A 12185-nucleotide genomic window follows, 5' to 3' on the forward strand; every position below is an offset into this window, starting at 1 on the left:
GTCCGGGTCCGCGACGTTTCTCCAGGTGCACGCACGCGTGGCCGGTTCCGGTGGCCACGCGCGCGCGTGACTGATCACTGGGCCTGTCCCACGCGTACTAGGAGACGCCCCCTGAGGGGTCCGACAGAAAGGCGGCTCCGTGGACCTGCTCGACATCCTGCTGTTGCTGGTGATCCTCGCCTACGCGGCGTCCGGCTACCGGCGCGGACTGGTGGCCGGCTGTGTCTCGCTCGCGGGTTTCGTGGGCGGCGCGGTCGTCGGTGTGTGGGTGCTGCCCTGGATGATGGACCTGGTGTCACCGGGGACGACCACGGCGACGGTGACCGCGGTCCTGACCGTGCTGGTCCCGGCCGCGGTGGGGCACGAACTGGCCGGGCGACTCGCGCTCCGGCTGCGCCGCGAGCTGGACCGGGGGCCGCTCAGGGCGGCCGACGGGGTCGGCGGGGCCGTGGCGAACTCGGTGGCCGTGCTGATCGTGGCCTGGGTGGCCGCGAGCGTGCTCGGCGCCTCCTCCTCCCCGCTGGTGACCACGGCGATCCGGGACTCGGCGCTGCTGGGCGCCGTGCAGGACACCATGCCGGACACCACTCCCTCCTGGTTCTCGCGGGCCACCTCCGCGCTCACCGAGGCGGGCTTCCCGCAGGTCTTCAACCCCTTCGAGAACGAGTCGACGGCCGAGGTCGCCAGGCCCACCGGCGACAGCGTCACCGCCGCCGCCACCAACGCCGCCAAGCTGAGCACCGTGAAGATCGAGGGCGTCTCGGGCAACCAGGGCCGCGAGGGCAGCGGCTTCGTGTACTCCCCGCAGCACGTGATGACCAACGCGCACGTGGTGGCCGGCATCGACGAGCCGGGCGTGCGGGTCGGCGGGGTCGGGCGGTCGTACGCGGCACGGGTGGTGCTGTTCGATCCGGACAAGGACGTGGCCGTGCTGTACGTGCCCGATCTTCAGGCGCCCGTACTGAAGTTCGACGACAGCGCCACGCGCGGCGACTCGGCGGTCGTCGCCGGTTATCCGCAGGACGGCGACCTGAACCTCCAGGCGGCGACCGTCGCGAACCGGGTGCGGGCGAACGGGCAGAACATCTACAACGACGCGCTCGTCACCCGCGAGATCTACTCGATCCGCTCCACCGTCCGCCCCGGCAACTCCGGCGGGCCGCTGCTGACCACCGACGGCCGCGTCTTCGGCGTGGTCTTCGCCCGCTCCACCTCGGACGACGAGACGGGTTACGTCCTGACGGCGGACGAGGTCGCGAACGACGCGAGGAGCGCGGCGAACGCGACGGAACCGGTGGGCACGGGTGAGCTGATCTCGTCGTAGCCGGCGACCCGGCCGGTCCCCGTGGCCGGCCGCGCCCTCGTACGGGGCAATGCGGCCCGCGGTCGTGGGCCCGGGCGTACCTCTGGGCCCATGTCACACGTGCTTCCCGTGCTCCGGGCCGCCCTGGCCCCGGTCGCCCTGCTCGCCCTCACCGCCGCCGCCCCGGCCCGGCAGTCCGTCAGCCCGGGCTGGGTGCTCGCCGGGTTCGCGACGGCGGCCGCGGTGGCGGCGGTGCCGCTCTGTCTGGTGGTGCGCAGACGCCGTACGAGGGAGACCGCCGACCAGGTCAGAGACTGCGCCCCATGAACACGTCGTCCACGTAGCGGCCGTCCAGCAGGAACTCCTCCGGCAGGATCCCCTCCACCACGAAGCCCTCGGTCTCGTAGAGCCGGCGGGCGGGTGTGTTGTGTCCCAGCACGCGCAGGGTGATCCGGCGCGCTCCCTGCCGTCGCGCCTCGTCCAGCGCGGCCCGCAGCAGGGCCCGGCCGACCCCGCCGCCGCGGGCCTCCTCGGCGACGACGAAGCCCAGGATCTGGCGGACATGGGCGTTGCTGACGAGCGGGGTGGGGTGGCCGAGGCGGAGGTAGCCGACGACGGTGCCGTCCAGTTCGGCGACGAGATGGTCCCGCGGACCGAACCTCTCGGTGTAGAAGGGTTCGTACGGCGGTCGGGGCCGCGGTCCCACGGAGTGCAGCGCGGACCAGGTGACCCGGTCGAGGCGGCCCAGCGGTTCCTCGTCGGCGAGGGTGGCGTGACGTATGTGCGGGACTGGCATGCGCGCCACCCTACGACCGGGTACCGGAGTCAGACCGGATCTTTCTGTACCCACCAGGCAGGATGGGATCATGCAACTTTCAAGAATCGCGGTGGCGGGCGCGTCCGGCCTCATCGGCTCGGCGCTGGTGCGGTCCCTGACCGCGGACGGGCACCGGGTCGTACGCCTGGTGCGGCACGCGCCGCGGTCCGAGGACGAGGTCCGGTGGGACCCGGAGGCCGGGCGGGTCGACACGGCGGGCCTCGCCGGCTGCGACGCGGTGGTCAACCTCGCGGGCGCCGGCGTCGGCGACCACCGCTGGACCGAGGAGTACAAGACCCGCATCCGCAGCGGTCGGGTGCTGGGCACGAAGGCCCTCGCCGAGGCCGCCGCCTCGCTCGACACACCGCCGCGTGTCTTCGTGAACGGCAGCGCGATCGGGTTCTACGGCGAGACCGGCGACCGGACGGTCGACGAGGACGCGCCGCCCGGCCAGGGCTTCCTGCCGGAGCTGTGCGTGGAGTGGGAGGGCGCCGCCGCGCCGGCCGAGGCGGCGGGCATCCGGACGGCGTTCGTGCGGACGGGCCTGGTGGTGTCCCGCGGTGGCGGGGCCTGGGCCAAGCTGTTCCCGCTGTTCAAGGCGGGGCTCGGGGGGCGGATGGGCGACGGGCGGCAGTACTGGTCGTTCGTCTCGCTGCACGACGAGGTCGCCGCCATCCGTCATCTCCTCGACACCGACGGGCTGTCCGGGCCGTTCAACGTGACCGCACCGCAGCCGCTGACCAACCGTGAGATCACCGCCGCGATGGGGCGCGTACTGCGCCGGCCGACGCTCTTCACGGTGCCCGCGCCCGTGCTGAACACCGTGCTCGGCGAGATGGCCGGGGATGTGCTGGGCAGCCAACGGGTGGTGCCGAAGCGGCTGTTGGAGTCCGGGTTCACCTTCGCGTTCCCCGGGATCGAGGAGGCGATCCGAGCGGGCGCATGACCTCTGCGATCGCATGCGACCGTCGTGCGACCGTGCCCTGTCGATGCGCGACTGTCCCCGACCGATCACGGCCCTACCCTCGACCCGAACTCGGGTATCCCCGAGGCCTGTTGGGGGCATGACGTCTCCACCGGCCGCGCAACGTCGAGGAGGGGCACGTGCTTGAGCCCACGTACCAGGCGGACGTCGTGATCGTGGGAGCCGGGATCGCCGGACTCTCCGCCGCGCATCGGCTGAACAGCGCAGGAGTGACGACCGCGGTGCTGGAGGCCGCCCCCTGTGCGGGCGGCCGGATGGCGACCGAGAAGGTCGACGGCTTCCGGCTCGACCGCGTCGGACAGCTGCTGTCCACCGCGTACCCCGAACTGCGGCTGACACCCGGTCTCGACGCCCTGGTGCTGCGCCCGTTCACGCCGGGCGTGCTGCTCCACAGCGACGGGCGCCGGCACCGCGCGGGCGCTCCGGCCAACGCGGGGGGCGCACGGGGCGCACTCCATGCGGTGCGCGCCTTGGCGAGCGCCCCCAGGTCCGCGGCCGGGGCCGTCCGGTCCGTTCCCCGGGGAACCGCGCCGCTCGGTACCGCCGTCGACCAGGCCCGGCTCGGCACCGCGCTCACCCGGATCGCGGGCACGCCCGTCGAGCGGCTGCTGGCCCGGCCCGAACTGCCCGCCGGACAGGCCCTCGCGGCCCGGGGAGTGCCCGCCCGCACGATCGACGGTTTCCTGCGTCCGCTGCTCGCCGCGCTGCTGTGCGACCCGGAGCTGACGACGTCCAGCCGGTGCGCGGATCTCGCGCTGCACGCCTTCGCGCGCGGGCGGCTGTGTGTGCCCGAGGGCGGTGCCGAGGTGCTGCCGGAGCTGCTCGCGCGGACGCTGCCGCCGGGCACGCTGCACACCGGTGTCCGGGTCACGTCCGTCTCCACGACCTCGGTGGCCACGGCCGAGCACGGCGAGATCCGGTGCCGGGCGGTGCTCCTGGCGACCGACGCGCGCACCGCCGCGGACCTGCTGCCCGGGCTCAGGGTGCCGGACTTCCACCCCGTGACCGTCGTCCACCACACGACCGACGAGGTGCCGGGCACGGGCGCGTCCCTGCTGCTCGACGCGGACCGGGGCGGGCCGGTCGCCCACACGGCGGTCGTGAGCGAGGTGGACCCGACCCGCGCGCCCGCGGGCCGGTCCCTGGTCTCCTCCACCGTGCTCGGCCGCCCCCCGGCCGACCTCGACACCGCCGTCCGCACGCACCTGTCCCGCCTCTACGGCACCTCCACGCGCCGCTGGGAGACGCTGGCGGTCCACTACACCCCCGAGGCCGTCCCCGCCATGCGCCCCCCGCACGACCTCCGCCGGCCGGTCCGCCTCATGGCCGGCCTCTACGTCTGCGGCGACCACCGCGACACCAGCACGGTCCAGGGAGCCCTCCACTCAGCCCACCGGGCCGCCTCGGCCGTCCTGCGGGACCTGGGAGCAACGGGCTCGATGCACCTGGCGGACCCACCTCGCAGCATCCCAAGGGCGGCTTGACCAACCTAAGGGGCGCGGGGAACTGCGCGACCAGCCACAACGAACCCGCATCCGGCAGACCACCGTCGGAGCTAGGGCGCAACCCCGCAACCCCTACCCCGCACCCCCTACCCCAACGCCGCCACCTTGTCCCGATAACCACGAACCGGCGCAGCATCCTTGTACGGCTCCAACCGCCGCTCGAAGTCCCGCACATACTCCACCGCCCGCACGGACCGCATCTCCGCCGCCGCCCCCGCCGCCTCCGCAGCCAACGCACAGGCCTGATCAAGCTCCCCCAACCCCAACCGGGCAGAGGCGAGGACAACCCGGCAGAACAGCCGGCTGCGCGCATACGCGGGCGCCCGCAACTGAAGCGACCGCTCCGCGTGCTGCGCCGCCGCCCGGAACTGCTGAAGATCGCGATGCGCGTGCCCGAACTCGTCCGCGAGCTGCGCCTCGTCGAAGAACCGCGCCCAGTGCGGCACCTCGTCCCCGGGCCGGGCCGCCTCCAGGGCGCGCTCGGCCCGCACGAGGGACGCCGTACAGGCCCGCACCTCCCCCAGCACCCCGTGCCCGCGCGCCTCGGACGCGTGGAGCAGGGCCTGTACGACCGGCGCGGCGCTGGTGCCCACCCCCTGCTGGGCCACCCGGGCGAGCTGGACGGCCTCCCGCCCGTGCCCGAGATACACGGCCTGCCTGCTCATCGTCACCAGCGTGTACGAGCCGTACGCCCGGTCCCCGGCCGCCTGCGCCAGCCGCAGCGCCTGGACGAAGTACCGCTGCGCGAGACCGTGCGCGGCGATGTCGTACGACGTCCAGCCCGCGAGCCGGGTCAGGTCCGCCGCGGCGGCGAACAGGCGGCGGCCGGTCTGCTCGCCGTAGACGCCGCGCAGCATCGGCTCGCACTCGTGCTCCAGATAGCGCACCAGGGCCTGTCGGGCGTGACCGCCGCCGTACATGTCGTCGAGGGTGCGGAACAGGTCGCCGACCGAACGGAGCGCGGCGATGTCACCGCCGGTGACCTTCTGGCCGGGCCCGCGTTCGGCGCCGCGCTGGCGGGGCACCGCCGGGCGGCCCTGGGCGGGGACGCGGAGGGGCGGTTCGCCGCGGGCCACCTTGTCGTCGGGGCGGCCGATCAGCCAGTCGCGGCTGGGCACGACGAGCCCGGCCGGGGTGAAGGCGATCTTCCGCAGCTCGGCGTGGCTGCCGGAGTCCTTGCGCCACAGCCCGCCGATGATGTCGACGGCCTCTTCCGGGGTGGCGGCGAACTCGAGACCCGCGTAGACCGGGGCGCAGGCGTCGAGGCCGAGGTCCTGGGCGGTCAGGCGGCGCCCCAGCCGCCGGGTGAAGACCTCGGCGATCAGGGCGGGGGTGGTGCCGCGGGGCTGCTGCCCGCGCAGCCACCGGGTCACGGAGGTCTTGTCGTATCTCAGGTCCAGGCCGTGTTCGAGACCGAGCTGGTCCACGCGACGGGCGAGACCCGCGTTGGAGAACCCCGCTTCTGCGATGAGCGCGGCGAGCTGGCGGTTGGGGGTGCGCTGCGCGGGTCGTTCCGTCATCTGCGGTGCGGTCTCCTGCCTTTCGGGCCATCGCCCGGCCTCATCGGCCGCACGGTGCCCGGATTGCCTGTGAGCAGCCCTTATGGCCTCTGTGAACGGCGCGAATGTAGCGGAGAGTGAGCAGGTGATCGCACACTTCCACGTTCCTTCATCCGATCGTGTGAGGATTGGCCGCACGGCTGACGCGCGACGGCCGGTCGTACAGTGGCGTAGGCACCTTTCGTGCCTTACGACCTTCGAGGGAGGCGCTTGCCGTGAGTGGGTTGCGGTTCGTCCGCATGGGGTTCGGTCCGGACGCCGTCGAGTACCAGGAGGCGTGGGACGAGCAGCGCCGGGTGCACGCGGCGCGGTTCGCCGACGAGGTCCCCGACACCGTGCTGCTGCTCGAACACCCCGCCGTGTATACGGCGGGCCGGCGCACGGCGGACAACGAGCGACCGCTCGACGGCACCCCCGTCATCGACGTGGACCGCGGCGGCAAGATCACCTGGCACGGACCCGGCCAGCTGGTCGGCTACCCGATCCAGAAGCTCCCGCGTCCGGTGGACGTCGTCGCCCACGTACGGCGCCTGGAGGAGGCCCTCATCCGCGCCTGCGCGGAGTTCGGTCTGGAGACCACCCGGGTCGAGGGACGCAGTGGCGTATGGGTCCTCGGCGATCCGGTGGAGCAGCGCCCGGCGCTCGGCGGACTGTCCCTGGACTTCGACCCCCGGCTGACCGACGAGGAGTTCGACCCGCGCCTGAACGGCCCGGAGTACGCCCCGTCCAACGCCGGCCAGCGCCGCGAGGACCGCAAGATCGGCGCCATCGGGATCCGGGTGGCCAAGGGCGTGACGATGCACGGCTTCGCACTGAACGTGAACCCGGACAACAAGTGGTTCGACAAGATCATCCCGTGCGGGATCCGGGACGCCGGCGTCGCCTCCCTGGCGGCCGAGCTCGGCCGGGACGTCACCATCGCCGAGGCGCTGCCGGTCGTCGAGCGGCACCTGAGGGACGTACTGGAGAACGCCGAGCCGAAGCCGCGGGAGATCGAGAGGGCGACCGCCTGACGGCGGGAATCAGCCCGGAAGTCATGGGGTTGGCCTGACGGCAGGGCTCAGTAAGCACGGGCGTACCCTGGTGTACGCCGACGAATCGAAGCACAGGGAGCCGACGTGTCCGCAGTCTCACCGGACGGACGCAAGATGCTGCGCCTGGAGGTCAGGAACGCCCAGACCCCCATCGAGCGCAAGCCCGAGTGGATCAAGACCCGGGCGAAAATGGGTCCCGAGTACACGGCCATGCAGAAGCTCGTGAAGAGCGAGGGCCTGCACACGGTCTGCCAGGAAGCCGGCTGCCCGAACATCTACGAGTGCTGGGAGGACCGCGAGGCGACCTTCCTCATCGGCGGCGACCAGTGCACCCGGCGCTGCGACTTCTGCCAGATCGACACCGGCAAGCCCGAGGCCCTCGACCGCGACGAGCCGCGCCGCGTGGGCGAGTCCGTGGTCACCATGGACCTCAACTACGCCACCATCACCGGTGTCGCCCGCGACGACCTCGCCGACGGCGGCGCCTGGCTGTACGCCGAGACCGTGCGCCAGATCCACGAGCAGACGGCCTCCCGCGAGGCCGGCCGCACCAAGGTCGAGCTGCTCGCCCCGGACTTCAACGCCGTACCGGAGCTCCTGGCGGAGGTCTTCGCCTCCCGCCCCGAGGTCTTCGCGCACAACGTCGAGACCGTCCCGCGGATCTTCAAGCGCATCCGTCCCGGCTTCCGCTACGAGCGCTCGCTGAAGGTCATCACCGAGGCCCGCGACTACGGCCTGGTCACCAAGTCGAACCTCATCCTCGGCATGGGCGAGACCCGCGAGGAGGTCAGCGAGGCGCTGCGGCAGCTGCACGACGCCGGCTGCGAGCTCGTGACCATCACGCAGTACCTGCGGCCCTCCGTGCGGCACCACCCCGTGGAGCGCTGGGTCAAGCCCCACGAGTTCGTGGAACTGAAGGAGGAGGCCGAGCAGATCGGCTTCTCCGGCGTGATGTCCGGCCCGCTCGTCCGCTCCTCGTACCGGGCGGGACGGCTGTACCAGATGGCCGTAGAGAAGCGGGGTTCCTACATCGCCTCGCAGGCCGTCTGATGGCACGGAGTGCCACTGTGCGCGTGTGAATCTGCGCACAAGCAACTACCGCTTGGTAGTGGCCGATTGACGCGGTCCTGGGCGTCCCCGCAGCTGGGGGCACCATCAGGGCCGCGTCGGTGTTTTAGGGCTGCATGTCCAGGCTTCATTGGCGTTTGACCGGCCGGTCATGCCCTGGTAACACCAATCAGTGACCCTGGTTGTACAGCCCGTGCACCCTTCACCAAGGCCACCATTCCCGAGGGGGGACCTCCATCATGCAGGCCGCGCCCGTACGCGCCACCGCCATCCCGTCGTTCACCGATGCACTCCGTGCCGTCGAGTCGCTGCTGCTGAGCAGCGGCCAGCGCACCGCCCGTCGCAACGCCTGGACGTCCGTGCTGGAGGACCGGCGCCGTGCCAAGGACCGCGTCGAGGTCCAGCAGGTCCTGGACCAGACCTTCACCGTCCGTCCCTGACGTGCCCGTCCGCCCTCCCCATGGCACTGCCGTCGTCGGCGCTTCCGGGGGCACGTAGACTTCGGGGCATGGCGAGGAAGGACACGGCAGCGGACGCTGCGAATCCCGGGCGACTCAAGCAGATCGCTCTGACCTACAAGATGACTCGCAGGGCCGACAAGAAGATCGGTCTTGTACTCGCGGCTGTCGGAATCGTCACCTTCGGTGTCTTCCTCGCGATCGGTTTCTTGATCGGTCACCCCGTATATCTCGGCATCCTGGGCCTCCTGCTCGCCTTCCTCGCGTCGGCGATCGTGTTCGGGCGCCGGGCCGAGCGAGCCGCCTTCGGGCAGATGGAGGGCCAGCCGGGAGCGGCGGCGGCCGTACTGGACAACGTGGGCCGCGGCTGGACGACGACCCCCGCGGTGGCGATGAACCGCAGCCAGGACGTGGTGCACCGGGCCGTCGGCAAGGCCGGCATCGTCCTGGTCGCCGAGGGCAACCCGAACCGGGTCAAGAGCCTGCTGGCCGCCGAGAAGAAGAAGATGAACCGCATCGTCGCGGACGTCCCGGTGCACGATCTGATCGTGGGCACGGGCGAGGGCCAGGTGGAGCTGAAGAAGCTGCGCACCTCGATGCTCAAGCTTCCGCGCGTGCTCTCCGGTCCCCAGGTCACCGCGACCAACGACCGGCTGCGTGCCATGGGCGACCTCATGAGCAACATGCCCCTGCCCAAGGGCCCGATGCCCAAGGGCATGAAACTCCCGAAGGGCGGACCGAAGGCCCGCTGACCTTCCTTCTACGACGATGGGGGCGCCCGGATCACTCCGGGCGCCCCCATCGTCGTACGGTCGCGGGGCTCGCATGCGCGGTACCGGGCCGTGGCCGACGCGCCGACGCCCACGCCGGGTTTCGGGGCGGCCAGGATGCCGTCGGTCAGATGCGCACCTCGACGGTCCTGGCCAGGCGGTCGTGCAGGCCCCGGCCGTCGCGGTCCCAGATGAGGGCGGGGATGGCGACGCAGAGCAGGGCGGTCCGCAGGAGGGAGCGCAGGGGATTGACGCGGCCCGTGTCCAGGGCGACGATCCGCAGGCCGAAGAGGCGCTTGCCCGGAGTGAAGCCGACGGTGCCGACCGTGAGGGCGCCCATCACGAAGAAGAGCAGCAGGGCCCAGTTCGAGGTGGACTGCTGATAGCTCTGCGTGATCAGCTGGGATGCAATCAGGACGCACATCGCCCAGTCCACGGCCAGCGCGCCCAGGCGCCGCCCCGGGCGGGCGATCGAGCCGGGCCCGTCCTCCGGCAGACCGAGCTGCTCGCCCCGGTATCCGAAGTCCACACCCGCGTTCTCGGCGGCCGCGCGGGGGCCCGAGAGCCACGATCCGATTGCTTCCCTCTTGTCCACGCGTCCACCGTACTGCGACCGTTTCGGGATACGGACAGGTGGGGTAGGGCGAACGATGTCCGGTTAACTTGTGCGAAACAAATGGGTCACGCCCGAGAAACCACCCGTCCCTAGGGTCGACGACAGCGTGTGCCACCGCACTGGCCGCACGAACGAACTACCACCCCGGCACGGGAACGGCCGGGAGTAGGAGGAGCTGGATGTTCCAGAACGCCGACGAGGCCAAGAAGTTCATCGCGGACGAGGACGTCAAGTTCGTCGACGTCCGATTCTGCGACCTGCCGGGCGTCATGCAGCACTTCACGTTGCCCGTCGAGGCGTTCGACCCGGACGAGGAGCTCGCGTTCGACGGCTCGTCGATCCGTGGGTTCCAGGCCATCCACGAGTCCGACATGGCGCTGCGCGCGGACCTCTCGACCGCCCGGGTCGACCCCTTCCGCCGCGACAAGACGGTCAACATCAACTTCTTCATCCACGACCCGATCACGGGCGAGCAGTACAGCCGTGACCCGCGCAACGTGGCCAAGAAGGCCGAGGCCTACCTCGCGTCGACCGGTATCGCGGACACCGCGTACTTCGGTCCCGAGGCGGAGTTCTACGTCTTCGACAGCGTCCGTTTCGCCACCTCGGCGAACGAGAGCTTCTACCACATCGACTCCGAGGCCGGCGCCTGGAACACCGGTGCGGTGGAGAACAACCGCGGCTACAAGGTCCGCTACAAGGGTGGCTACTTCCCGACCCCGCCGGTCGACCACTTCGCCGACCTGCGCGCCGAGATCTCCCTCCAGCTCGCCGCCTCCGGCCTCCAGGTCGAGCGCCAGCACCACGAGGTGGGCACCGCCGGCCAGGCCGAGATCAACTACAAGTTCAACACGCTGCTCGCCGCGGCCGACGACCTCCAGCTCTTCAAGTACATCGTGAAGAACGTGGCGTGGAAGAACGGCAAGACCGCGACCTTCATGCCGAAGCCGATCTTCGGTGACAACGGCTCGGGCATGCACGTGCACCAGTCGCTGTGGTCCGGCGGCTCCCCGCTCTTCTACGACGAGGCCGGCTACGCGGGCCTGTCGGACATGGCCCGCTACTACATCGGCGGCATCCTCAAGCACGCTCCGTCGCTGCTGGCCTTCACCAACCCGACGGTGAACTCCTACCACCGTCTGGTCCCGGGCTTCGAGGCGCCGATCAACCTGGTGTACTCGCAGCGCAACCGCTCCGCGGCCATGCGTATCCCGATCACGGGCTCCAACCCGAAGGCCAAGCGCGTCGAGTTCCGCGCGCCCGACTCCTCCGGCAACCCGTACCTCGCCTTCTCGGCCCTGCTCCTGGCGGGCCTGGACGGCATCAAGAACAAGATCGAGCCGGCCGAGCCGATCGACAAGGACCTCTACGAGCTGGCTCCCGAGGAGCACGCGAGCGTCGCGCAGGTCCCGACCTCCCTCCCGGCCGTTCTCGACCGCCTCGAGGCCGACCACGAGTTCCTCCTCCAGGGCGACGTCTTCACGCCGGACCTGATCGAGACGTGGATCGACTTCAAGCGCACGAACGAGATCGCGCCGCTCCAGCTGCGTCCGCACCCGCACGAGTTCGAGCTCTACTTCGACGTGTGATCGACCCGCGCGTCCACCACGCGTGAGCCGTCCGGCGCCCCCGTCCTGGATTTCCCAGGGCGGGGGCGCCGTCGTAGGGTCTCCGGCGCTACTGTTCGAATATTGGCTCTTCCACAGGACGCACGAGACCCGACGGGGGTAACGGGGATGCCCGAACAGGACGACACAGAGCGGGAGTTCGACCTCAAGTGGGCCGACAACGCCCACCACAAGGAACCCTCCGCCCGAGCCCGCATGCTCGCCGCCCGCTGGAAGGACAACCCACCCGGCCCCCAGCCCTTCCGCGCGGCCCCCGGCCCGACAACACCCCGCCGCTCCTCCTGGATATCGACGGCCGTCGTACTCGGCTCCGTGGCGGCGATCATCCTGCTGCTGGGGTACGCGAACTTCCGGGCGCCCTACTGAGCCTTTGCCCGCCCTGGGGGTGATCGGGGGCTCCTCATGAAGGGGGCGGAGGCACACTGGGCCGTGGGGCGAGTGC

13 protein-coding genes are annotated in these 12185 nt (G+C 71.3%); 10 read left to right on the top strand and 3 right to left on the bottom strand.

Going from position 1 to position 12185, the window contains the following annotated elements:
• Positions 1-139 precede the first annotated feature (139 nt).
• Both SLINC_RS13265 and SLINC_RS13270 read left to right on the top strand, forming a co-directional pair.
• Entirely contained in the window at positions 140-1324 is a 1185-nt protein-coding gene (locus tag SLINC_RS13265) for a MarP family serine protease (protein ID WP_067431286.1), read from the top strand.
• 90 nt (positions 1325-1414) lie between these two features.
• Positions 1415-1630 (top strand): hypothetical protein, encoded by a 216-nt coding sequence (locus SLINC_RS13270; protein WP_152039034.1) that lies wholly within the window; start codon positions 1415-1417, stop codon positions 1628-1630.
• On the opposite strand, the gene SLINC_RS13275 is transcribed toward SLINC_RS13270, so the two are convergent.
• Complete coding sequence (locus SLINC_RS13275; RefSeq protein WP_107406595.1) at positions 1611-2108, bottom strand: GNAT family N-acetyltransferase; 498 nt, start codon at positions 2106-2108, stop codon at positions 1611-1613. The two genes, SLINC_RS13270 and SLINC_RS13275, sit on opposite strands and share 20 nt — an antisense overlap.
• A 61-nt stretch (positions 2109-2169) precedes the next feature.
• On the opposite strand from SLINC_RS13275, the gene SLINC_RS13280 reads away from it, so the two are divergent.
• Complete coding sequence (locus SLINC_RS13280; RefSeq protein ID WP_067431295.1) at positions 2170-3066, top strand: TIGR01777 family oxidoreductase; 897 nt, start codon at positions 2170-2172, stop codon at positions 3064-3066.
• Between the two features lie 158 nt (positions 3067-3224).
• Positions 3225-4589, top strand: coding sequence for an NAD(P)/FAD-dependent oxidoreductase (locus SLINC_RS13285; RefSeq protein WP_067431296.1), 1365 nt, complete (start codon positions 3225-3227; stop codon positions 4587-4589).
• A gap of 107 nt (positions 4590-4696) precedes the next feature.
• Here the strand turns inward: SLINC_RS13285 and SLINC_RS13290 are convergent, their stop codons facing one another.
• Complete coding sequence (locus SLINC_RS13290) at positions 4697-6130, bottom strand: regulator (RefSeq protein ID WP_067431298.1); 1434 nt, start codon at positions 6128-6130, stop codon at positions 4697-4699.
• Between the two features lie 254 nt (positions 6131-6384).
• Here SLINC_RS13290 and lipB point away from each other — a divergent pair, with 254 nt between their 5' ends.
• The 4 genes from lipB to SLINC_RS13310 all read left to right on the top strand — a co-directional run bounded on the left by lipB (position 6385) and on the right by SLINC_RS13310 (position 9481).
• The gene (lipB, locus tag SLINC_RS13295; protein WP_067431300.1) at positions 6385-7182 is read left to right on the top strand and encodes a lipoyl(octanoyl) transferase LipB; all 798 of its coding nucleotides are present in this window, start codon (positions 6385-6387) and stop codon (positions 7180-7182) included.
• Positions 7183-7287: 105 nt separating this feature from the next.
• A complete protein-coding gene (gene lipA / locus SLINC_RS13300) occupies positions 7288-8253 on the top strand; it encodes a lipoyl synthase (protein WP_067431303.1) in 966 nt (321 codons plus the stop codon).
• Positions 8254-8510: 257 nt separating this feature from the next.
• Positions 8511-8711 (top strand): SCO2195 family GlnR-regulated protein, encoded by a 201-nt coding sequence (locus SLINC_RS13305; protein ID WP_067431306.1) that lies wholly within the window; start codon positions 8511-8513, stop codon positions 8709-8711.
• A gap of 68 nt (positions 8712-8779) precedes the next feature.
• Positions 8780-9481, top strand: coding sequence for a DUF4191 domain-containing protein (locus SLINC_RS13310; RefSeq protein ID WP_067431309.1), 702 nt, complete (start codon positions 8780-8782; stop codon positions 9479-9481).
• A 145-nt stretch (positions 9482-9626) separates the two neighbouring features.
• Here the strand turns inward: SLINC_RS13310 and SLINC_RS13315 are convergent, their stop codons facing one another.
• Positions 9627-10094, bottom strand: coding sequence for an RDD family protein (locus SLINC_RS13315; protein ID WP_067431312.1), 468 nt, complete (start codon positions 10092-10094; stop codon positions 9627-9629).
• Between the two features lie 200 nt (positions 10095-10294).
• Here SLINC_RS13315 and glnA point away from each other — a divergent pair, with 200 nt between their 5' ends.
• Both glnA and SLINC_RS13325 read left to right on the top strand, forming a co-directional pair.
• Positions 10295-11704 carry a type I glutamate--ammonia ligase gene (gene glnA, locus SLINC_RS13320; protein ID WP_067431315.1) on the top strand — a complete coding sequence of 470 codons (1410 nt, stop codon included), beginning with the start codon at positions 10295-10297 and terminating at the stop codon, positions 11702-11704.
• A gap of 147 nt (positions 11705-11851) precedes the next feature.
• Positions 11852-12109, top strand: coding sequence for an SCO2583/SCO2584 N-terminal domain-containing protein (locus tag SLINC_RS13325; RefSeq protein WP_067431318.1), 258 nt, complete (start codon positions 11852-11854; stop codon positions 12107-12109).
• The last annotated feature ends 76 nt before the right edge of the window (positions 12110-12185 follow it).

This window comes from Streptomyces lincolnensis, assembly GCF_001685355.1.
GTDB lineage: Bacteria > Actinomycetota > Actinomycetes > Streptomycetales > Streptomycetaceae > Streptomyces > Streptomyces lincolnensis.

What these genes read in the sequence shown, in the direction of transcription:
- SLINC_RS13270 (WP_152039034.1), top strand. Translation starts at nt 1,415, where the DNA reads ATGTCACACGTGCTTCCCGTGCTCCGGGCCGCCCTGGCCCCGGTCGCC.
- SLINC_RS13280 (WP_067431295.1), top strand. Translation starts at nt 2,170, where the DNA reads ATGCAACTTTCAAGAATCGCGGTGGCGGGCGCGTCCGGCCTCATCGGC.
- SLINC_RS13290 (WP_067431298.1), bottom strand. Translation starts at nt 6,130, where the DNA reads ATGACGGAACGACCCGCGCAGCGCACCCCCAACCGCCAGCTCGCCGCG.
- SLINC_RS13305 (WP_067431306.1), top strand. Translation starts at nt 8,511, where the DNA reads ATGCAGGCCGCGCCCGTACGCGCCACCGCCATCCCGTCGTTCACCGAT.
- SLINC_RS13310 (WP_067431309.1), top strand. Translation starts at nt 8,780, where the DNA reads ATGGCGAGGAAGGACACGGCAGCGGACGCTGCGAATCCCGGGCGACTC.
- glnA (WP_067431315.1), top strand. Translation starts at nt 10,295, where the DNA reads ATGTTCCAGAACGCCGACGAGGCCAAGAAGTTCATCGCGGACGAGGAC.
- SLINC_RS13325 (WP_067431318.1), top strand. Translation starts at nt 11,852, where the DNA reads ATGCCCGAACAGGACGACACAGAGCGGGAGTTCGACCTCAAGTGGGCC.